This window comes from Sutterella megalosphaeroides, from assembly GCF_003609995.1.
Lineage (GTDB): Bacteria > Pseudomonadota > Gammaproteobacteria > Burkholderiales > Burkholderiaceae_F > Sutterella > Sutterella megalosphaeroides.
Map to the genome: position 1 here is coordinate 1,055,185 of NZ_AP018786.1, position 21,615 is coordinate 1,076,799.

At 64.3% G+C, this 21,615-nt stretch carries 16 protein-coding genes; 5 read left to right on the forward strand and 11 right to left on the reverse strand.

Annotation, left to right across the window (positions count from 1 at the left end; genetic code table 11):
* Positions 1-65: 65 nt before the first annotated feature.
* Complete coding sequence (locus S6FBBBH3_RS04635; RefSeq protein ID WP_120176637.1) at positions 66-1,571, forward strand: FAD-dependent oxidoreductase; 1,506 nt, start codon at positions 66-68, stop codon at positions 1,569-1,571.
* A gap of 187 nt (positions 1,572-1,758) precedes the next feature.
* Here S6FBBBH3_RS04635 and S6FBBBH3_RS04640 read toward each other — a convergent pair whose 3' ends face one another.
* The 7 genes from S6FBBBH3_RS04640 to S6FBBBH3_RS04670 all read right to left on the reverse strand — a co-directional run bounded on the left by S6FBBBH3_RS04640 (position 1,759) and on the right by S6FBBBH3_RS04670 (position 10,666).
* Positions 1,759-2,517 (reverse strand): Crp/Fnr family transcriptional regulator, encoded by a 759-nt coding sequence (locus S6FBBBH3_RS04640; protein ID WP_120177826.1) that lies wholly within the window; start codon positions 2,515-2,517, stop codon positions 1,759-1,761.
* A gap of 622 nt (positions 2,518-3,139) precedes the next feature.
* Positions 3,140-4,213: an asparaginase gene (locus tag S6FBBBH3_RS04645; protein ID WP_120176638.1), complete on the reverse strand. Its 1,074-nt coding sequence runs from the start codon at positions 4,211-4,213 to the stop codon at positions 3,140-3,142.
* 37 nt (positions 4,214-4,250) lie between these two features.
* On the reverse strand, positions 4,251-5,051 hold the full coding sequence (locus S6FBBBH3_RS04650; protein WP_120176639.1) for a DUF3261 domain-containing protein: 801 nt from the start codon (positions 5,049-5,051) through the stop codon (positions 4,251-4,253).
* Between the two features lie 164 nt (positions 5,052-5,215).
* A complete protein-coding gene (locus S6FBBBH3_RS04655) occupies positions 5,216-7,720 on the reverse strand; it encodes an MMPL family transporter (protein ID WP_120176640.1) in 2,505 nt (834 codons plus the stop codon).
* A 2-nt stretch (positions 7,721-7,722) separates the two neighbouring features.
* Positions 7,723-8,382, reverse strand: coding sequence for a LolA family protein (locus S6FBBBH3_RS04660; RefSeq protein WP_120176641.1), 660 nt, complete (start codon positions 8,380-8,382; stop codon positions 7,723-7,725).
* A gap of 122 nt (positions 8,383-8,504) precedes the next feature.
* Positions 8,505-9,539 (reverse strand): LpxL/LpxP family acyltransferase, encoded by a 1,035-nt coding sequence (locus tag S6FBBBH3_RS04665; protein ID WP_120176642.1) that lies wholly within the window; start codon positions 9,537-9,539, stop codon positions 8,505-8,507.
* A gap of 14 nt (positions 9,540-9,553) precedes the next feature.
* On the reverse strand, positions 9,554-10,666 hold the full coding sequence (locus S6FBBBH3_RS04670; protein WP_179950567.1) for a glycosyltransferase family 2 protein: 1,113 nt from the start codon (positions 10,664-10,666) through the stop codon (positions 9,554-9,556).
* Between the two features lie 349 nt (positions 10,667-11,015).
* On the opposite strand from S6FBBBH3_RS04670, the gene S6FBBBH3_RS04675 reads away from it, so the two are divergent.
* Positions 11,016-13,037: a cation:proton antiporter domain-containing protein gene (locus S6FBBBH3_RS04675; protein ID WP_120176643.1), complete on the forward strand. Its 2,022-nt coding sequence runs from the start codon at positions 11,016-11,018 to the stop codon at positions 13,035-13,037.
* A 184-nt stretch (positions 13,038-13,221) separates the two neighbouring features.
* Here S6FBBBH3_RS04675 and S6FBBBH3_RS04680 read toward each other — a convergent pair whose 3' ends face one another.
* From S6FBBBH3_RS04680 to S6FBBBH3_RS04690, 3 genes are all read right to left on the reverse strand, one after another.
* Complete coding sequence (locus S6FBBBH3_RS04680) at positions 13,222-14,649, reverse strand: C69 family dipeptidase (protein WP_120176644.1); 1,428 nt, start codon at positions 14,647-14,649, stop codon at positions 13,222-13,224.
* 233 nt (positions 14,650-14,882) lie between these two features.
* A complete protein-coding gene (locus S6FBBBH3_RS04685; RefSeq protein WP_120176645.1) occupies positions 14,883-15,221 on the reverse strand; it encodes a cytochrome c3 family protein in 339 nt (112 codons plus the stop codon).
* Positions 15,222-15,237: 16 nt separating this feature from the next.
* On the reverse strand, positions 15,238-16,806 hold the full coding sequence (locus tag S6FBBBH3_RS04690; RefSeq protein WP_120176646.1) for a flavocytochrome c: 1,569 nt from the start codon (positions 16,804-16,806) through the stop codon (positions 15,238-15,240).
* Positions 16,807-16,992: 186 nt separating this feature from the next.
* On the opposite strand from S6FBBBH3_RS04690, the gene S6FBBBH3_RS04695 reads away from it, so the two are divergent.
* On the forward strand, positions 16,993-17,763 hold the full coding sequence (locus S6FBBBH3_RS04695; RefSeq protein WP_170143817.1) for a TetR/AcrR family transcriptional regulator: 771 nt from the start codon (positions 16,993-16,995) through the stop codon (positions 17,761-17,763).
* Positions 17,764-17,899: 136 nt separating this feature from the next.
* Here S6FBBBH3_RS04695 and S6FBBBH3_RS04700 read toward each other — a convergent pair whose 3' ends face one another.
* Positions 17,900-20,008 (reverse strand): C69 family dipeptidase, encoded by a 2,109-nt coding sequence (locus S6FBBBH3_RS04700; protein ID WP_120176648.1) that lies wholly within the window; start codon positions 20,006-20,008, stop codon positions 17,900-17,902.
* Positions 20,009-20,246: 238 nt separating this feature from the next.
* Between S6FBBBH3_RS04700 and S6FBBBH3_RS04705 the strand changes: the two genes are divergently transcribed.
* Both S6FBBBH3_RS04705 and S6FBBBH3_RS04710 read left to right on the forward strand, forming a co-directional pair.
* Complete coding sequence (locus tag S6FBBBH3_RS04705; protein ID WP_120176649.1) at positions 20,247-20,795, forward strand: hypothetical protein; 549 nt, start codon at positions 20,247-20,249, stop codon at positions 20,793-20,795.
* A complete protein-coding gene (locus S6FBBBH3_RS04710) occupies positions 20,795-21,571 on the forward strand; it encodes an energy-coupling factor transporter transmembrane component T family protein (RefSeq protein WP_120176650.1) in 777 nt (258 codons plus the stop codon). The genes S6FBBBH3_RS04705 and S6FBBBH3_RS04710 overlap by 1 nt, the downstream gene beginning before the upstream one ends.
* Positions 21,572-21,615 lie beyond the last annotated feature (44 nt).

Consider the following 21,615-nt stretch of genomic DNA (forward strand, 5'->3'; position numbering starts at 1 on the left):
CATCCTCCGACTTTCCCAAGCGTTCGAGCGAGCCCGCCGGGGCAAAAACAAAGGAGATAAAAAACATGTTCGCCATTTGCCGTCGTACGTTCATTGCCGCCGCCGTGGCGGCCGCCCTCATCCCGCTCGGCGCGAACGCCGCCGAAAAAACCTACGACGCCGACGTCGTCGTGATCGGCGCGGGCGCCTCGGGTACGGCCGCCGCTTGGGCCGCAGCCGAAAAGGGCCTCAAAGTCGTCACACTCGAAAAGGCCGCCTTCCCGGGCGGCACGGGCCAGTTCTCGGAAGGTATTTTCGCGGTCGAAAGCCGGATGCAGAAGGATTGGAACTACGCGCTCACGAAGGACGAAGCCTTCTTGAAAATCATGAATTACGGCCACTGGCGCGGCAACGCCAAGATGGTGCGCGCCTTCGTCGACAAGTCGGGCGAGACGATCGACTGGATGCAGAAGCAGGGCGTGAAATTCGAAAAGCTCTTCTCGAATTATCCGAACGGCCTCTACACCTGGCACATCTACGAGGGCCGAGGCGCGGGTTGGATCAAGCTCTTCCAGGAAAAGTACAAGCAGGCGGGTCAGACGCTTCTCACGGAAACCTGGGGCGAAAAACTCATCATGAAGGACGGCCGCGTGGCGGGCGTTGAGGGGAAGAACAAGGCGGGCGACACGGTGACCGTCAATGCCAAGGCGACCATCATCGCGACGGGCGGATTCTTCGACAACAAGGAAATGCGCGAAAAGTATCTGCGCTTCCCGGATGCGGACGGTCTCGCGCAGAAGGGGAAGACGGGTGACGGCATTCGCATGGCCTGGGCGGTCGGTGCGGGCGAAGAAGGCGCCGAAGTGCAGGCCTCCTATCGTCCGGGTCCCCGCGGCGTGTCGACGACGAACCATGTGAGTGCCACGGCGAAGCAGCCGCATCTCTGGCTCACGCCGAAGGGCGAGCGGTTCTGCAACGAGGTGATCATGCTCGAGTGGCCGTTTGCGGGGAACGCTCTGGAGCGCATCGGCGGCACGATGTACGTCGTCTACGACAGCAAGACCTTGCAGCACATGGAAAAGGACGAAGGGATCGATCTCGGCGTCGGCGTGATGGTGCCCGTCGGCACGAAGCTCGCGAATTTCGAGAAGGAATGGGCCGACGCCGAAAAGGCGGGCTGGGCCTTCAAGGCCGACACGCTCGAAGAGCTCGCCCGCAAGACGGGCATGGATCCCGCGAAGCTCGAAGCGACCGTGAAGGAATACAACGGCTTTGCGGCCGTGCGTCACGACGCACAGTTCGCGAAGGACCCGAAGTACCTGCGCGAGGTGAAGACCGGTCCCTTCTACGCGATCAAGTCGGTGGCGAGCACCCTCGGTACGTTGGGCGGCATCAAGGCGAACGAAAAGTTCGAGGTCGTGACGCCCGACGAAACCGCGATTCCGGGGCTCTACGCGGTCGGCAACGACGTGGGCGGCATGTACGGCGACTCGTACGACCTCCTCATGGCGGGCTCCACCGTGGGCTTTGCGGTCAACTCGGGCCGCATCGCCGTGGACTCGGCCGAAGCGTACATCAAGACCCTGAAGTAACGCACGCGCCTGCCGGGGCTTCTCGAAGGCCCGGCGGGCGAGTCTTCCGCGTCACCGAACGCAACCCTGCGGGCGTACGCTCGGCCAGGTCGGCATCCCGGTTTGGGACTTCGGCCCAACGAGCGGCGCCCGCTTCGTTTTTTCTGACAATTTCCGGCAAACTCCAACAACGCCCGGCTGCACCCGCTCAGCGCCGCCAGTCGGGAAGAGTCGCGGCTCCCGGGTTCTCGATCCAGTCGAAGAGGTCCGCAAAGAGCGCGGTAGAGACGAGCAACGTCCGCCCACGGCGCGCGACAAGCTCTTCGCGCCTCCATTTTGAAAAAAGTTTCGCCACGCTCACGCGGTTGAGGTTGAGCGCTTCGCCCATGCGTTCGGCCGAGAGCGCATAGGGAAATTCAAGGAATTCGTCTTCGGACCGATCTCCCGACCCCGCGCCCGAGCTTGCACCCAACGGAAGCATCCCCGCATTCACAAAGGCCGCCTTCAGAAAGACCTTGAGGCGCTCTTCGGGGGAGCGCGTGAAATTCGCTGTCATTCCCTCGATGATCGACTCTTCTTTGGCGATGACGTTCGCGATTTCGCTTGAGGCGAATTGCGACTTTGCTTCGAAAGCGGCCGTGAGGCGCTCGGGCTCCAGAAGCAGCACGTCGCTCTCAACGAGCGCCGTCGTGCGGATGTTGCAACGGTTGTTGATGCTTGCCGTGAGGTCGCCCATGGCGCGCCCCGGGGCGATGACGGAGAGAATCGCCGGGCGCGATTCCGTCGTATCGAGCGTGTAGGCGCACAGGCCCGACGTGAGGAAGAAAAGCCGCCGCGCTTCGCCGCCCCACTTGAGCGTTTCGCCCGCAGCGAAGCGCACGGCGCGGCCGTGCTCGAGGAAGAGCTCGCGCACCCAGTCGGGGTCGGCGGGAAGGAAGTAGGGAATCGAGCGAAAGATCTGTCGCATGGTCGGGTTCGAGGCGCGAAGTTTCGGTCGTGTGAGTCGGTGGGCGGCGGGCGAGAAGCCCGAAAACAAAAACGGCACGAACGCCATGGCGCCGTGCCGCATCGGAAGGCCGGCGGAAAGGCGCGTTTGGTCGAACGCGCCTTTCGGATCCGTAGCCTCTTCTTTACCTCTCCTGCGTTCCTGCAGAACCCCGCGAAACGGGCGTTGGTCGGACGCCTCCCGCAAGGGCTGAAGTGCATCCTACCCAAGTATGTAGGGGTCGGCCATAAAGGAAAACCGCCCTTGACAGTTCCAGAAAACTGTGCTTCAGTCAATTCGACCGACCGGTCGGACTGAATGTTGTGTTCGAAAATGCTTGTTTTTCAAAGGCACCTTTCCGAGGCGATGCGAAATTTCGAGCGATTTTCGTCGCGCGATTTTTTTTGCGCATTCAGGGGCGAAACGACGTTTCGAACGGGAAAGTTCCGAAAAGCGTTGCGCCCGCGCAACAGGTTGCACGGGCGCAGGTTGAGCAATGCGCTCGAAAGTCCGACTCCCGCGTGATACCTGCTTGGCGCCCTCCTGCCGGCGTACCGGTGGGGTGCTCGACGCGTGCGAGACGTCCGAAGTCGGCGTTCGTCGATCAGTACTCGGTGAAGATGCGTCGGATTTCTTCCGGATTGTCGGTCGTCGTGAGCGCGAGCTGCAGGAGGAGTCGGGCCTTGTTGGGCGGGAGATTGCCCGCTTCGATGTAGCCGAGCTTCTTCGCGCCGCTCTTCAGAATGACGTCCCCTTCGGGAACGCGCCCCGACATCACGACGGGGATCCCTTTCTTCATGATTTCCCCATAGCTCTTTTCCTGCTCGGGCGAAACGGAAGCGTTCCCCATGGCGGCCGCGACGAGACCGCGGGCGCCGATTTCAACCGCCGCTTCGCTCATGCGACCGTCGGAACCCGCATAGGCGTAGACGATGTCGACGCGCGGTAGATCGGTGAGTTTCGAGACGTCGAATTCGGACGAAGACGTGTGGCGGCGAGCGGACTTGCGGTAGAGGACGGGTTCGCCTTCGACCATCGTGCCGAGGTAGCCGAATTCGGTGGAGCGGAAGGTGGCGACGTTGCGCTTGTTCGTTTTGGTCGTTTCACGCGCGGCGGCGATGTAGTCGTTCATGACGATCGTGACCCCGGCGCCCTTCATCTTGGGGCTGGCCGCAGCCTGCACGGCCTCGAGAAGGTTCATCGGGCCGTCGGCGGACATCGCCGTCGCGGGACGCATGGCGCCCGTCAGGACGACGGGCTTGTCGCTCTTCACGGTGAGATTGAGGAAGAACGCCGTATCTTCGATCGAGTCCGTGCCGTGCGTGATCACGACGCCGTCCACCTTCGGGTCGGCGAGGAGTTCGTTCACGCGCTTCGCGAGCTTCAGAAGGAGCGCCGTGTCGACGGCGTTCGAAGGAATGTTCGCGATCTGTTCGCCCGAGACGTCCGCCACCGAGGTGAGCTCGGGAACGGCCTCGATCAGGGCCGCGACGCCGATCGAGCCCGCCTTGTAGTCGTTCGCGTCGGACGCCTTGGCGGCGGATCCGGCGATCGTGCCGCCCGTCGCAAGAATTCGAACGTCGGGAAGATCGGCCGCGGAAGCGGCGGGAAGCATGCCGCCAAGGGCAAACGTGACGCCGAGCGCGGCAAGCGCGCGGCGAAGAGGCGTAAAGGTCATGAGAGTCCTCGGTAGGTGGAAAAAGAGCTTGAGAAAATCAGTTTTCGCGCGATTCGATGTCGATCCGATAGCCTTCGGCGCGGTTCTCGATGCTCGTGCGCGAGAGCGTTCCTTCGGGGACGAGGCCCGCAGCGTTCGGAGCGGCGTTCGTCGTGGTCACGACTCGAAGGAGGGGAGCGCCCCCGCAGACGAGGGTGCGGGTTTCGTCCGTCCCTGCGGCCGACTGCCGGAAGTCCGCGTCGAGCCGGCAACGTTCGGGAAGCGTCGCGCGAAGGCTCTCGACCGGCCAATAAGCGAGCGCAAAGTCGCGCACGAATTTCGGCGCGTCGAGGTGGTTGTCAAGAAGCGCATGGCGCGTTTCGGTGAGGCCTTCCTTCGTGAAGTCGACACGCCAGACGGTGAGCCCCATGGCGGTCACAACCGCGGAAAGGCGGGTCGTGTCGAGAAGCACCATCGCGCGCAACGTCGGAACGTCGCTCGGTGCCCCCGCCTTCAGCGCTTCGGGCGAAAAGCGCACGCGAAGCTGTTGGTCGAGAAGCCGCTCGGGGGCGTCTTCGAGTCGCGGAACGATGCGCGGAAGCGCACTTTCAGCCGGCGCCGCCTTGGGGGCGGCATCGGACGTCGTTTCGGGGGAAGCGGTCGGAGTCGGGACAGACACGGACGTAGCATTCGACTCGGGCGCCGCGACGGGCGCGGCAGCACGCGCGCTTGCAGCGGCGGCGTCCTGCCCGTGTGCGTTCTCAAGCCCGGTCGACGCGCAGCCCGTAAGAAAGAGCGTTGCGGCGGTTGCGCCCGCAAGGAGGGCGCGCGAAAAAAGACGGCGGAGAGGGCGGTCCATGGGATCTCCAGGAAAGCGGTGGTTCGTTGGGATTCTAGCGGGGAGCTTCTCCGACCGCGAGAGGAATCGTTCGGGGGCCGAGGGAATTTTCCCGCGTTGACGAAACTCGAACGCGACGTGTTGTCCCCTCGGTCGGGCATTCCCGAGAGGTTTCAGAGACCCCGTCAGGCGAACGGCTTCCTCGGCCTTACGAGCTGGGCCACCGTCCAAACAAGGCACAGCCCGTAGACGACCGTCCAACCGAACGCGGCGAGAGCCGGCGTTTCGGAGGCGGCGAGAAGCCCGAAAGAGAGAAGCGTGGTCACGCCCGAAAAAAGTACGGCCGCGGCCGTCCGCCCGTCCGTGGGACTGCGCGTGAGAAAGATCCCGTAGTCGACACCGAGCCCGAGAACGAGCACGATTGCAAGCGTCGTAAAGAGCGTGACGGGAATCCCCGCCCACCCGAAGGCGGCCAACGCCCCGAGCGTACCGAAAAGGCTCGGAAGGAGCGCCCGCCAGGCGTTGGAAATCCCGAAAAGTCGCAGGGCGACGAGCGCCAGGAGGCCGAAGCCCGCCAGGGCGCTTTCCAACACGCGGTTGCGGTAGCGGGTGAGGATCGTTTCCATGTCAGCCGTCAAATTGACGAAACGAACGCGGGTGGCAACGGCCGCAGTTGCCGACGCGTCGGGCTCCGAAGCCCCGGCAACGCTTTCGAGCGCCCGGAGTTTTTCCAGGTGCTCCGCCCGAACGTCCGAGAGCATCACAAGGTGCGCGACCGTTTTCTCCGTCCCCGCCGCGACGTCCGCTTCGCTCGTCAAGCGCAGGTGCCCGAGGGCGGCCCCGAAGGGCGTGGCAAGCACCGCATCCGTCGTGATGCGCGGCGCCTCGGGGCTCGGGTCGGGAAGTTGCGGTCCCGCCCCGAGCACTTCCGTCATGCGGGGCGTGATCCGGAGAAGCGCCTCCCGAACGAGACGCGCGTCCTCGGTCTGTCGGGCGGCGGACGGCACGTAGTCCGCCAGTGCCAGGGGGTGAATGTCGAGCGTCGGATCCGCGCGAAGCGCCGCGAGGAGCTTTTCTTCGGTGGCAAGGACGGCGTCTTCGGTCGCGCCCGAAACAACGAACACCTGAGCGGGCGAGGGAAGTTTCAGGGCTGCGGATAGCCGCGTCTGCGCTTCGGCCAGGCCCGCGGGAACGAACTGCAGGTCCCGAATGCCCGAAGCCCATTCGATGCGCGCCGCGCCGACCGTGAGGAACACAACCGCCGCAAGGGCGAGCGCAACCTGCCCGAGGCGGGGAAGTTCCCCGAAACGCGGAAGGCGCGGTAAGCGCGCTTCAAGAAACCGCACGAGACGCGTGTCGCGGCGCGGTGCCCACCGGTCCGCATAAGGGAGCCAGAAAAGGACGACCGCAAGCGTTGCCAAGAGGCCGCCCGCGGCGAGAATCCCCATTTGCCGCAGCCCCGGCAAGGGCGTAGCGATGAGAACCCCGTACGCGAGGGCCGAAGAAAGGGCCGCCGCAAAAAGGCCCGGCGCGAGCGCCCAACGGCGCGCGATCGGGTCGGGCATGCTCGGTGCAAAGGCAAACCAGTGCGCGCCGTAGTCGACCGCCACCCCGATCAGGGTCGCGCCAAAGACGAACGTAACGAGCGCGAGCGAATCGAAAAGCCCCAAGGCGACGCCGAGCCCCGCCGCAAAGCCCGCGGCGACGGACCCCGCCAAAAGAACGAGCGTCGCGACGCGCCCGAAAAAGGCGAGCGCAAAAATCAAAACGCCCGCCGTCGAAAAGGCCCCGATCCGACCGAGCTCGTCCCGAGCGCGCGTTGCGGCCGCATCCGTAAAGAGCGGCACGCCCGCGGCGTCGATCCGAAGGGAGGAGACCGCAGCGGCGTCGGTTCCTTCCGCTCCTTCCACCCCTCGAAGGGCGTTTTGCGCGGACCGTCGGGCCTCTTCCAAAGCACGCCCCACGCGTCCTTCGCCCGTTTCGGCGGCGCCCGAAAGGACGCGAAGCGTCACGACGAGCGCATCGTCGCGTCCGCGCACCGCCAGGACACGGTCGGGGGCGGAATTCGGTGAGGTTTCCGTCGCGGTTCCGTCCGAGGCCTTCGCATCGCCGCTCGCACCGACCGCGGAATCCTCCGCTTCCTGAACGGGCAATGTGGCGACTTTTTCCAACACCCACCGGTCGTATAGCCCCAGCGGATCGCGTGCGATCCCGAGGATCCCGGGGCCCGCGGGGTTGAGAAGCGTTGCGGCGAGCCGCTCGTCGAGCGCTGCGGAGGAGGCGTTTTCAAGAAACGCCCGGTCTTCGGCCGTAAGGAGGCGCCCGGCGGCGTTTTCCAAGGCGAGCGCTTTGACGTTCGGGGTCTCCACGGGTTCGGTCGCAAAGAGTCCCGAATCGAGAAGCGACGTCAGAAAAGCGCGCCGCGCGATGCGGGCGGCTTCGGGGTTCCCCGGAACCTCAACGAGCGCTGTCACCCGGTCGGCTTCCGCGGTCGTCAGTTTCGCTTTCACCCGCGCTTCGAGTTCGGGGGAGAGCTCTTCCATCAGCCGCTCGGGCAGAAGCGCGAGGAGCTGCGTATCGAACGGCTTGCGGGTGAATTTCGAGAGGCCGCAAAGGATGATCGAGCCGAACACGATCGCAAGCGCCAGGGCGCAAAGGGCTGACGAACGGGGGCCGAAGAGGGATCTCATTTTCAAGGCCCGGGCGCGGAGACGGAAGAATCGGAATCGCTCACGTCCGTAAAGTGCATGCGGGAGACTTCGCCCGAAGCGGCCGTCATCACCACTTCTTCAACGTGGGTGTGCCCGTAAATCCGCACTTCGCGGATCGTCTCGCCGAGCGCCTTCGCGCGCGGCAGGGCCGTCACGGCAATGCGCCCGTCGGGCGTACGTTCTGCGGTGAGGTCGAAGGCTTCGCGCACCGAGTCGAGCCGCCCCGAAAGAAAGTCCGCAAGCATCCGCGCGAAGCGCCCGACGGCGGGAATGTCTTTGGCGGAAAGCATCCGACGCGTTTTGCCCGAGATCGTTTCGATGCCCGCGGGCGAAACGCGGATTTCGGAGGCGAAAGGCGACTCGGTCGTCCAACGCAATTCCGACCCCGCAAAGCGGAAGGTTCCCGTCGAAATCATCGGCTTCGGAAAGCCCGCCACGGTCTTTTCTTCGCGAAAGCGCCCCGACAGTTGTTCGGCGCGCAAAAGGCTCAGAAGCTCCGCGGAGTCCGCCCCGAGCGTCGTTCCGGGCTCGATCTTCGACTCAACCGACTCAGCCTGCGCGGTCGGAGCGGGATCGGTTGCGGCGAGCGGCGCCGCAACGGGGAGCGAGAGTAACGTAAGAGCGAAGAAGGCGTGGCGCATGCGAAGTGTCCGAAGCTAGGTGGAGCCGAAAGAGTTCGACCATTATAGGGGCGCACCATTGGGCTTCACGCCCGACGTCCGCGACGCGTTCGCGTTTTCAAGCCCTTCTGTCAGGCTTCTCGTCAGGTTTTCCAGAAGTCGTAGAAATTGAACCAGTCGTAAGGCGACCGCGCGAGTTCGCGCTCCAGGTTCGCGGCGTACTTCGCCACCCACCCTTCAAGGCGCTCCGCGCGCTCCGTGCGCGAAGCGGAAGGCATTTCCTCGATCGAGTCGAAACGCACCCGGTAGGCGATTCGCCGACCCGAAGCGGAAGCGGTTCGGGTGCAGGTCATCTGGCGCAGGGGACACTTGAGAAGAAGCGCAAGGAGCGCTCCGCCCGTCGGGAAGCGCGCGAGTTCGCCAAAAAAGGGCACGCGCACGGTTCCCTTCCTCGCATCGCTTTCAATCGGCGTACGGTCGCCCGCCACGACGACGTAGGCGCCGCGGGCGACGAGCTCGTCGAGTTCCATCGCGAGCGCGGGCGAAAAGCCCGACACTTCTCGGAAAAGCACTTCGGGTGGGCGGGCTCCCGCTTCTTTGAGAAGCCGATTGAATTCTGCAGCATGGTGCGTGTGCTGCAGAACGACGATCGGGTGTTCGGTGTGAAACCCCGCTTCGCGCGAGAGGAGTTCCTGACAGCCCGCGTGGGACGTGAGGATGATGCAACCGCGGTTCGGAGGATCGTTTCGGAAGGGCTCGTCCCCTTCGACAATGAGTTCCACGTCGGGGTCGTTTCCCGCCTGAACCGCAAACTTGTCGAGAATCGTCTCCGCAAAGCGCGCGAGGTGCGCAAGCCCCTCGCAGTGCCCGGCCGGACGCGCTTCGGGCCGGGCGCGGTCGAGCCACCCGAGGCTCGCGCGGCGCACATCGGGCGACGTGCACCAGTAAAAGAGAAGGACCGGCGCGAGCAGCACCCGAAAGGGCCTGCGCCCGAACGCGCGGTGGCAGGCAAGGAGCGTCCGGATCCCGAGCGCGCTCGTTTTCTCCCGAAGCCGCCACCAGGGACGGTCGGAAGCCTTCGAATCGGGGTTCGAGTCGGGATTCGAATTCGGGGGCAGGTCGTCGTTCAAGTCGGGACTCGAAGAGGAACGGTCCGACGGACGGGGTGCGTTCGTCATGGACGATCGGCCGCTCACTGCTCGGAGGTCGAACCGTTCGAGCTCGTCGAAGTGTTCGAAGCTTCCGCGTTGCCCGCACTCTTTCCCTTCCCCGTTGCTTCCCGCGCCTGCTTTTCCATGGCTTCGAGGCGCTTCAACGCTTCGCGCGAGGCGTCTTCGGCCACTTTCGACGCTTTGGCAACGCGCGCAGCTCGGGCGGCTTCTTCTGCGGTCGGGACGCGCGTATCGGCCGCGGGACGGAGCTTTGCGGGCTTCACCGGGCGGCAGGCGTCGGGGTCGCGTTCGCACTCGGGCACACGCCCGAAAACGCGCGACCAGAGAATGATCGGGAGGCGCGTCAGCATCATCGTGCAGAGCTTCGCGTGCATCCAGCTGATGCGCAGATTGTCGCGCAGCCCCCGGAAGTGGCTGATCCCGTCCTTCGGGTACGTCACCGCGACGGGCGCGTTTTTGACGCGCACCCCCGCCCAGAGAAGACGAACGAGGATTTCCGGGTCAAATTCCATCCGCTCGCCGATGCGGGCGTTTTCCAAGACCTCGGTGACGGCTTCGATCGGATAGACGCGCATGCCGCACATGGCGTCTTCGAAGCTCAAGGAGAGGCTGTTGACCGCCACCCAGAAATTCGTGATCTTTCGCCCCCAGAGACGCGCCTTCGGAACCGAGCTGTCGTAGACGGGATAGCCGCAAATGAGGTGGTTCGGGAATTTGTGCGCGAGCTGAATGAAGCGGGAAACGGCGGAGCGGTCGTGCTGCCCGTCGGCGTCGATCTGAAGAACGTGCGTGTACCCGTCGCGCGCCGCACGCTTGAAGCCCGTCATCACGGCGGCGCCCTTGCCGCCGTTTTCCGCACGGTGCACGACCGTGACCGCGACGCCCGCAAGCGCGTCGCAGGCGGCATGCGTCTTTTCGTCCGACCCGTCGTCGACGATCAGAACCGGCAGGTGCATGGCCCGCAGGTCCCTCACGACGGCCGCGATGGTGTCGGGGTGGTTGTAGACCGGAACGAGTGCCAGCGGTCGGAACGACTCGCACGAACGCGCCGCGGGCGCGCCCGGGCGCGCGGCCGCCTTGGTCGGGATCGACCCCGAAAGCGGGGCGGTCGTTGCACGATATGCTTCTGCCATGCGTCGAAAAGGAAAGCGTTGCGGGAAAAACGACGGCCGGTACGAGAGCGTTTGTTTGCTCGCTCGGTCGGCCGACATTGTAGAGGAGTCGGCGTGCGGACGACGGGAAAACTGCGATTTGTAAACTTCTTTATCGGCAATAACCCTCATGTTATGATGAGCCGTTTGCCGACGGAAATTTTTTCGTAATTTCTTTCGCCGCGCAAACCGACTGCGGGACGGCCCGAAAGGCGCTCCCGCCGCCGATCGGTTTCGAGGCACTCCGAAAACAACAACCTCGGGCCGCTCACACCGCCTTCTCCGCCACCACCTTTCGCCCGCGCCCCCCGCGGGTCTTGCCCGTACAGGTATGGAACACGGTCTTCCGCTTATTTCGACGCTCGTCATCGCGTTCTCCCTGGCGCTCGTCTTCGGTTTCATCGCCGAGCGCTTTTTGAAGTCGCCCGCTCTCGTCGGCTATCTCCTCGCGGGGATTGCCTGCGGTCAGTACACGCCCGGGGTCTTTGCGGACCCGGCGCTCGCGCATCAGCTCTCGGAAATCGGGGTGATGCTCTTGATGTTCGGGGTGGGGCTCCACTTCTCGGTGAAGGATCTGATGTCGGTGAAGGGCATCGCCCTTCCGGGGGCCGTCCTTCAGATGTCGATAGCCTCGATTCTCGGGATGTTCGTCGCGCACCTCTTTTGGGACTGGTCCTGGGGACAGGCGCTCGTTTTCGGCATGTCGCTCTCGTGCGCGTCGACGGTCGTTCTTCTCAAGGCACTCGACGTTCGGGGCTTGCTCACGAGTTCGGACGGACGCATCGCCGTGGGTTGGCTCGTCGTCGAAGACATCGCGACCGTGTTGATTCTCGTGTTGCTGCCGCCGCTTGCGGGGATTCTCGCCCCGGAAGCGCCCGGTGTGTCCGATGCCGTTGCGACGGCGGGGGCTGCGGCCGCCTCGCTTTCGGGCGAAGCGCTTCTCGTTGAGATCGGTCGCACGATCGTGAACGTCGTGGCCTTTGTTGCCGTCATGATGCTCGTCGGCCGCAAAGCGCTTCCGTGGCTGATGGCGCAGGTCGCCCGCACGGGCTCGCGCGAACTCTTCACGCTCTTTGTTCTTGCGGCGGCTCTGGGCGTGGCGTACGGCGCCGCCGAAATCTTCAAGGTGAGTTTCGCGCTGGGTGCTTTCTTCGCGGGTATGGTGATGCGCGAAAGCGCCTTCGCGCACCGCGCCGCGACCGAGTCGCTTCCCTTGCAGGACGCCTTTGCGGTGCTCTTTTTCGTGGGCTGCGGGATGCTCTTCGACTGGCACATCCTCTTTGAGTCGCCCCTTGAAATCCTCGCCGTCCTCTTCATCGTTCTTTTCGGGAAGGCCGCGGCCGCCTTTGGGCTCGTTGTCCTTCTGCGCTATCCCCTCGGGACGGCGCTCACGGTGAGTGCGGCCCTCTCGCAGATCGGCGAATTCTCCTTCATTCTCGTCGCGCAGGCGATGAGCTTGGGGCTTGCCGACCAGAACACGATGAATCTCATCGTCGGGGGTGCCATCATCTCGATCGCGCTCAACCCGGTGATGTTTGCCGTCGCGCCGCGCGTCGGGAAGTACCTGACGCACCGCTTCTCTTGGGCGAAGGCGGCGGCTTTGCGCGACGCGCCTTTCGAGGTCCTTCCCGAAGAGGTCACGACCGAACGGCTCTCGGGCCAGACGGTACTCGTTGCGGACGGCCCGCTCGGCGAACGCTTTGCGCATCGTCTCTTTGAGAAGGGCGTCGAGCTCGTCGTCGTCACGAAGGACGTCGACGCGGCCGGGCGCCTGAGCGAAGCAGGCCTTTCCGTTCTCCAGGGCGATGCCTCCGAAGTGCGCGTTCTCGTGCTCGCGCACGTGGCGACGGCCGGGCGCGTTCTTCTCATGGATGCGACGCCCCGCGGCATCCGCGTGCTCGATTCGATCCGAAGCGTGAAGGCGGACATCCCCGTCACGGTCGTCTCCGACACCGAGGGCGTCTGGGCCGATGTCAAGACCGAAAACGTCCGTTTCCTCTCAATCGAAGAAGCGGCGGCCGAACGCATGACGGACGCTGTTCTCGAAGCCCGAGCGTCGGGCGAAGAGCCGGGCGTGCCGTTTGTGACCTCGAAGCCCGTTGCGACCGAAGAGGGAGAAGAAGCGAAGAATGACGGTGAAAAGCCGGCATCGTCGGAGGCCCCGGCCGGAACGGAAGATTCGAAGGGATCGGAAAGCCCGGCTGCCGATGAATCTCCGCGCGTTCCCGCAACCGGTGCGGTCGATCCGGCCGAATCTTCGAAGTCCGTCAAGCCCGTCAAATCGTCCGACGAGAAGGACGAGACCGCTCGCAAAGAAGCGAAGACGGAACCAAAGGAATTGAAGGAACCGTAAGATTCCGGAATCCGGATCCGCAAAAAGGCCGAAGGCCCCGCATGTCGAACGCTTCGAGCGTTTCGACGTGCGGGGCCTTCTTGTTTCTTGGCGAGTCCGCGAAGCAATCCGGGAGGTCTGGGTGAACATCGGGCGTTTCGCGCGATAACAGGACACACGCGAGACGCCCGAGGTACAGTCGTAATTAGTCCTTCGACTTATTGTTCTTGAACACGACGGTCGCTTCGATGTCGGCTGTGCGGATCGTGAAGACGTCGTTCAGGAGCTTTTCGGCGAGCGCTTCCGCCTTGGCGAGGACGTCGAGGTTGAAGTCGTTGAGAAGCTTCATGGCCGAGGCTTCGTCCTTGGCGAAACGTTCGACGAACTCGGCTTCCATCGCCTTTTGCGCTTCGGCCGTTTCGGCTTCGAAGGCACCGAACGCGGACTTCACGATCGGGGCGAGCTTCGGGTAGTCCGTCATGACGAGCGTCTGCAGACGGCGGTACTTCCAGTAGGCGGAGACCGTGTCGGCGTGGTCCGTTCCCATGCCGTACTGGGCGGGAACGGCTTCAAGACCGTGGTAGAAGGGGACGAAGCACGAGAGATCCGCCATGCCGAACGCGACGTACACGACTTCGGCGATCGGAAGCGGCAGCCAGGGACGAACCTGCATGACGTGCGCTTCGTAGGTGCGGAAGACGCTGATGGGACGCCAGGGTTCGGCGCCGTTCAAGCCGTTGCCGTACGGGTCGTGCTCGGTGCCTTCGAAGTGGTGGCGCATGAGAAGCTTCATGTCCTCGAGCGTCACCTTCTTTTCGGGGGTGAGGTAGACGGGGAAGCTGCGGCCGGCGTCAACCGGCTGCTCGAGCGAGGGATTCAGGTGCTTCTGAATCGCCCAGACGCGCGGGTCGTTGTAGACGCGGTCGCGGCCGTCGTCGCGGGTGTAGGCCTTCGAGAAATTGAAGACGCCGTCTTCGGGGCGGTAGAGGCCCTTTTCGGTCGCGAACGCGACGAGCGTGGGGCTCGCGAGCTGGTTGGGGTCGGCCGGATCGTAGTTGCCGAGACGCCCCTGGTTGCCCGAACCGAAGTAGCTGTCGGCGGGCGTGCGTTCGGCCATCCACTGATGGCCCGAACCCGTTTCGAGGTACCAGACGTCGTTCATGTCGACGAACGCAACGCCGAAGCCTTCGCCCGCACCCTGCGTTTCGATGATCTTGCCGAGGAGCTCGACCCCTTCGCGGGCCGTGCGGCAGCGCGGCAGAATCACGTCGGGAATGTCGTCTTCGGTGATGCCCGAGGCCTTGTTGTAGGGGTCGACGGCGAGCGCTTCGTCGCTCGCGAAGATTGATTCCGTCCCCGTGAGACCGAGCCCGGCTTCGTTGTAGCCGACGGCGCCGTGAAGCTGCGTCTTCCAGTTCGGAACCGTCGTGTAGCGCATGGCGTTTTCGGGAAGCGGATACGTGAAGTCGTTCACGCCGCCGTGCGCCTTGCAGCTGTAGACGCCCGACTGACCGGTCTTGGCCGGATGGATGACGAAGTGCTGCGCTTTGAGCGACGAGCTGTCCGCGCTGCGGGCGACGAGAAAGGAACCGTCGGCCGTGGCCTTTTCACCGACGACGATGGTGGTGCACATACTTGAGAGCCTCCAGGAAAGCGCGCCGGCGGGTTGCGGACCGCGTCCGAGGGAGACGGTCGAAGGGAGCGACCCGAGCGTCGCTGTCAAATAAAACCACGACATTGTACCTAACGAGGGCGTCGGGTCCGAGTGAGAAAAACCCCCGAACGCCGAAGCGTCGGGGGGTGTTTAGGCTCGAATCCCGAGCTTCGCCGGGATTCGAGCGGTCCGTCGGGGTTCGTTACGGAACCTTAGGGAACCTTGAACCCAAGCCCGTCCGCATGACAGGCTTCGCAGTAGTTCTGCGACTGGCCGTGCTCGCGGTGGCAAAGCGCGCAGTCGACCGTCTCGGGGGCGTAATGGATCGAGACGTGCGGATTGGCCTTGCCGTTCTTGAGGTGGTAGTTCTGATCGAACGACTTCGGGTCGTGGCAGGTCTGACACTGCGCGGTCGGGACGGGTTTCCCGACCCCGTCGACGTGACAGGCGGCGCACTCGAGCTTGTGCTTTTGGGTTTGCGCCGTCGCGATGCCGGAGGCGCCTGCCGCGACGAGAGCGGCGGCCAACATGAAGGCAAAGTTCTTGATCATGACGAATTCCTCCCGATTACTTCGCTTCTTCGGCTTCGGCCACCGTGCGGCCCGCGATGCGCCCGAAGACGATCCCGTCCAAGACGGAGTTGCCGCCGAGACGCGTGACGCCGTGCACGCCGCCCGTGATTTCGCCCGCGGCGTAGAGGCCCGGAATCGGTTCGAAGTTTTGCCCGATGACCTGGGTCTTTTCGTTGATCTTGATGCCGCCCATCGTGTAGTGGAGTTTCGACGTCAAGCGGTGGCCGTACCAGGGGCCTTTGCCCATGAGAACGCCTTCGTTCGGGGTGAGGGGACGGTGGAATTCGGGGTCGAATTCTTTGCCTTCCTTGATCCAGCCGTTGTACTTGGCGATTTCGGCCTTCAGAGGCTCGAGCGGGATCTTGTAGAAGTCGGCGAGCGCTTCGAGCGTGTCGAATTTCTTGGTCGTTCCCGAGTTGAGCGACTTCGTGAGGTAGCGTTCGATCGAGACCTTCGGCACGAACTGACTGTCGGCAATCAACACCGCGAAGCGCTGCGTGCCGTCTTCGTTCTTGAGAGCGAAGATGTCGTTCGTGAGTTCCGTGCGGTTGCCGAGCTCGTTGAAGCACCGGCGGCCCGTTTTCGGGTCGAACGCGGCGCCGTACTGCTTGAGGTAATCGCAGACGTCCGCGCCCATGCCGATACCCTTGTCGTCGGGCGAGCACCAGGGACCCCATTGAATGTAGGAGAGATGCACGGGAACGCCGCCCGCGCGCATCAGCGTGAAGAGCGCCCCCGCAGTCGCGCCCGGATGGTTCGTGCCTTCGGTTTCCTTCGTGATCTTCGGGTCGATCAACGAGCACATGCGCCAGTCGTTCACGAAGCCGCCCGCCGCGAAGATCACGCCCTTTTTCGCCTTGTAGTACTTGCGAACGCCCGTGGTGTTCGTCAAATCGTTGTCGCGCGAGCCGATATCAAACGCATAGTTTTCACGCACGGCCACGCCGACGACGCGTCCCGAGTCATCCTTCACGACTTCGTCGACGATCGTGTTCTTGCGCATCACGCCGCCCTTTTCCATGAAGTGACGGTGAAGCGGAATCATGACCGAGACGCCCGCCGAGACTTCGGGAGCGAGCGAACGCACTTTGCTGTGCCCGCCCTGAATGAAGGGGGTCGGGGCGAACTTGCAGCCGAGCTTCTTCAAGTATTCGAGCGACTCCAGCGCGCGGAAGCAGAGTTCGTGCGCGAGCTTCGGGTCGTTGAAGCCTTCGCCTGCCTTGAGCGTGTCTTTGAGAAAGAGTTCGGGCGAATCGTCCGTAACGCCGTGAGCGAGCTGCTCGGGACTGCGCGGGATGTTGATCCAGAACCCGGTAATGGCGGAATTGCCGCCGAAGACGGGCATCTTCTCAACCATGATCACTTTCTTGAGGCCCTGATCGAGCGCCTCGTTCCCGGCGCAGGTGGCGGCTACGCCGGAACCGACGATCACCGTATCCCATTCCTCGTCCCAACGGACGTCGGAAGCCTTCGTCACGGCCGGCACGCCCGCACGAGCGGCGCCGAGAAAGCCCAGGCCGCCGAGCGCGGCGAGGCCGCTCTTCAGAAATTCGCGTTTTTGCATTTTGCATCTCCTTGGGGTCGAAGCCCCGCCTCGGTGCCCGGTCGCTTTCTCAATCGGGGTCTCGGTCGAAAAGCGCGGCTTGGCGGCGGTGGCGTTCTTGTGTACTATTTCTTAGTACCGTCCGGACTGTATTGCAAAATCAAACCGTCCGCCATGCGGGAAAACACGCAACGCCGGGAGAGAGGCATGAATGACAACACGAAGACGGGCGACGTGTTCGACGCCCGTTTGTTGACAACGAAAGAAAAAGCGCAAGAGAAAACGGATGAGGCGATCGAATCGGCGAACGTCCCGACCGATCCCGACGGGGAGCCGGCGCCCGCACGCGCGCGTCGCACCCGCGCGGCGGGGGCGGCGACGCGCGAACGGATCCTCGAAGCAGCTTCGGCCGTGATCGCGGAGGAAGGGACCGACGCGCTCTCGATCGACCATGTCATCAAACGGGCGGGCATCAGCAAAGGAGCTTTTCTTTATCACTTTCCGTCGCGGCTCCAGCTCGTCGAAGCTCTGGCGGAGCGCTACGCCGCGCACCTGCGGGAGGTGGCGGTCGAATTGGAGCGCGAAGCGCCGCAGCTGACGGCGCGCCCGAAGGTCGACCTCTACATCGAGTGGTACCGGCGCTTTCACGGGGAAAAGCTCGACGGCGGGCGTTCGCCTCTGGTGGGGCTTGTGTGTGCTTCGCGGGAAAACCGCCGCTTCATCGAGCCCGTGCGGACGTGGTACCGCGGGTACTACGACGCGCTCGATCCGAAAATCGACCGGCGCTCGACGGAACTCACGGCGCTCCTGGCGCTTGACGGGCTCTTTTTCCATCATCTCTTCGGCACGGACGTCTTGTCGGAAACGGAACGCGCGGCCGTACTCGAGCGGATCGAGCGCATCGTGCGAGCGAGCGCCCGGGAAGTCGGTGAAGAATCCTCCGAACCGGATGCCGAGAAGTCGAAGACGAAAAAGTAAGAGGTTGCGCCCAAGCCGAGCCGTGCGAATACCGGGGCGCCTCCAAAACAAGCGGGCACGCCGTCTTTCGGTTTGAAGCCGAAAGACAGCGTGCCCGACGTGCGTTCCCGGGCCGGCGTACCGGCGTTGGCGGCGATTACGGTTTTTTTATGAACACCGAATCGAACCCGATGAAGGGCTTCTTGTCGGTCGTGCGGCCCGTGACGTAAAGGGGCGTGTAGCGCCCGGGAAGCGTCCCCTCAAGGGCGCCCGCGATCGGGAAGGTGACGACGGCGTCAAGGCGCCCGTCGCCGTTCACGTCGATGCGGTTGAGGGCGGTCGCTTCGGAGCGGCGGTGATTGGGTTCGCCCGAAGCAAGCGGAATGGCCGAACCGAGCCCGAGCGACTTCCGAACGAGCTTCGTCGCATCGAACTCAGGCGTACTCAGAACGTTGACGCGCACCGTACGGTCTTTGGACGACAGGGTGTCGGCAAGGATCGTGACGTTCGGGGTCGACCGCTTGCGGTAGTGTTCGAACAGCACCGCCTGAGCGCGGGCGCGCGCAATGGCGTCCGATTCCGCAAGGTGGTGTGCGCCCTTCGCGGGCGAAACCTTGTCGGCGAGGAACCGCGCGTCGGCAAGCCCGTCGGGGAGCTTCTCAAGCGCGGCGAATTCGGGCGCAAGCCACGGGGCGGCGGCGTTTTCCGCGGGCTTGATGGCGCCGTGCGCGGCGTCGAACGCGTAGAGCACCGCCGCGTGACGGCGGAAGGAGCGCGCATCGCGGAAGCTGAAGTCGAAGGTCGACTGCACGGCCGTTTCAACAAAAGGCGTGTTGTCGCCCGTCGCGGAGGCCGCCCCCGTTTCGTTCGAGCGCGCGAGCATCTTCACGGGGAGCTGCACGGCGAGGGGGTGGGTCGCCACGTAGGGAATCACGGCGGGGTGCGCGGACGCAACGTCTTCGCGCGTCGTCCACGCGGGCGTGCGCGGGTCGAAGACGGAACTGCGGGCCGTGGCGGCGTTGGCAATCCCCGAGGGGCTTTCCAGATCGGGGGCGCTCGAGCGCATGAGGGCGCGCAGTGCCTCGGGCGAAATCTTTGCCTGCGGACGAATCGCGCCCGGAGCGACGAAGCGTCGGTAATCCATGCCCGTCGCGTCGCGCACGGCCTCCTCCGACAATCCTCCGACACGTTCGAGGAACGTGCGGGTGCGCGCGTAACTTCTCAGGCGCGCCTGAAGCGTCGGGGGTTCCGCATAGTCGATCCACTCGAAGGTGACGGTGCGGGCAATGCCCTCGGGGATGTTCGCAAGGAGCATCCGCGCGCGCTCGCGCGTGAGAGGAGAGACGATCGTATTTTTTTCGTCGAGCAAATCCACCGTGCCGAGCGTCTGCACTTCGGCGGCAAGCACCGCTTCGTCGTCGGCGAGACGGCGCGCCACCGCCGTGCGCCCGGGAAGGACCGCCACGAGCCACACCTCTTCGGTGTCCGCGACCGTTAACTGCACGGCTTCGCCCGCCCAGCCGAAGCGCTCCACGAGGCGCACCGCTTCTTCGACCGCACGGCGCGCGGTCGAGCCGCGTTCCGTCATGAGGCGCATGAGCCCGTAGATGATCCCCGAGGATTCGAACGCTTCGAGCACCTCGGGCGCGTCCTTTTCGGGGTCGGGGAGGGGCTTCATGCCCTTGCTCGACACGAATTCGGGCGAAGCGCGACGCATCCGCTCGATTTCGAGCGCGCTCGGAAGGACGTACGGGAGGCGATTGGGGTCGCTTGCGTGATTGCGCTTTTCGTAAGCGGGGTCGGGGCTCCTAACGAGCCCGTTCAAGGGGCGTGCCGCCTCTTCGGCCGTCAAGTGCAGGGCCTCTTCCAAGGGAAGCGGCATCGAAAGAACGAGCACGCCTTCGTCGTTCAAGTAGCTTTCCCGCATGAGAAGCGTCCCGTCGGGCAGCAGCGACTCCGTGCGCGCGTGCGCGAAGCCGATCGTGTGGGGGACCTGCGTCAGGACGACGTCCCCCTTCGTCTTCACGTAGTCGACCGTGTCGCTCCACTTGTGCTGCGCCGCGCCCGTGCGGCGCACCGTGGTCGAGCTCGTGCCGCCGAGGTCGACGTTACGCGCCACGAGCGGACGCCCCGTGGTCGTGGCGAGTCGACCGGCCGCAACGATCGTGTCGGCCCGAAGCGGAGCGGATGACAAAAGCGCGGCGCCGAGGGCGGCTCCGAGTACGGAAGAACGAAATAGCGGAAGAAAACGACGTAAAGCGGTCATTGGCGGTGGCCGAGTCCCCGGAAAGCGGAGTTTCGGAGACTTGCGGACGGGATGCTGTGAACGGGAACGAGTCTAGCAGAAGCCTTCGAAAGTCTCGCGCGGGTGCGAACGCCCGCGCTTTTCGGCTCTTAAGGTGGGCGGGGTTGTTGAGCTGATAGGATGCGACGCAATGCGACCGAGTCCGCTCGGTGGAACGCATTGCACGTCAAACCCTCGACCTCTTCCCGACCGAAACCCCATGCAGTCCCAAACCTCCCGATGGACGGCGCAGGAACTGGTGGTGCTCGGCGTCTTCGCCGCGGCCGCCAAGATCTCTTCGCTCCTCATCGCCCTTGCGGGCGGCGGCATGAATCCCGTCATGTTGATTCTGAAGAACCTCGTTTTCACGACGCTCCTCGTCGTGTTGCTGACGAAAGTTCCCAAAAGCGGCACGTTGCTTCTTTTCACGGCCGTCACGATGCTCGTTTCGCTTCTCCTTTTGGGCGGGAGCATCGCGCTTATCCCCGCCGCCTTCATCGGGGCCGCGGCGGGCGAAATCGCGGGGAAACTCGCGGGCGGTTTCGGGCGGCTGCGCGGGGTCATTGCGGCGGTTGCGGCCTACGACCTCGTTTCGAAAAGCTTCTCGCTCGGCGTGGCGTACCTCTTTTTGCGCGAGAGCCCGGGCCTCATGCAGGTCGTGATTCCGATCGTGGGCGTGAGCTACCTCGGGTGCCTCTTGGGGCTCTGGGGCGGGAAGAATTCCGTCGCGGAATTGCGGCACGCGGGTCTCATTCGAGGAGGTGAGTGATGACGACGAAGCACTCCGCCAATTTCCCCGAAACGCTCGACCCGCGTACGAAGATGACGCTCACGGCGGGTACCGCCATCGCGACCGTGGCGTTTTCGGGGCTCCTTGCGCAGATGACCCTCTTTGCTGCGACGTTTCTCTATCTCGCCTCGACCCGCCGCGCTCGCATGATGGGGCTTCTCTACGCCGGGGCGGTCGCGATCATCGCGGTCGCGACGGGCTTTGCCGCAATCATCGAGTGGGTGAATCCCGATCTCGGTGGGCTTTCGGTCCGAAACCTCGGTATTCCGCTCCTGCGCGGCCTCACGATGATGAATGTCGTTGCGGCGCTCGCGGCCTCGACCAAAATCCAGGACCTCGTGGGCGCCTTGCAGGGCCTGCGGCTTCCCTTTTGCATCTATCTGCCTGCGGTCGTCATGGTGCGGTTTTTGCCGACCTTCGCCTCCGACGTGAAGCAGGTGCGCGAAGCGCTGCGCATCAAGGGGCGCAAGCTCGGTGCGGGGTTCCTGTGCCGACACCCGATTCTCGCGGCGCGCCTTCTTTTCACGCCGCTCCTTTTCCGAGCCCTCAAGTCGAGCGAAAGCTTGGGCGTTGCGGCCGAATTGAAGGGCCTTACGGGCGGGAGCTCCTCGCGCATGACGCGCCTCAATGCGGCGCGCTTCGGCACGCGCGACTTCGTCCTTCTCGGCGCGGCGCTCCTCATTGCGGCCGCGGCCCTCTATCTTCAGATCGAGTGGCCGAATTTCGGCTTCGACGACGAGCGGGCCTTCCCGTAATCGAGGTTCCGACGAAAAACCGTCGCCCCATCGCTTCTCCCATC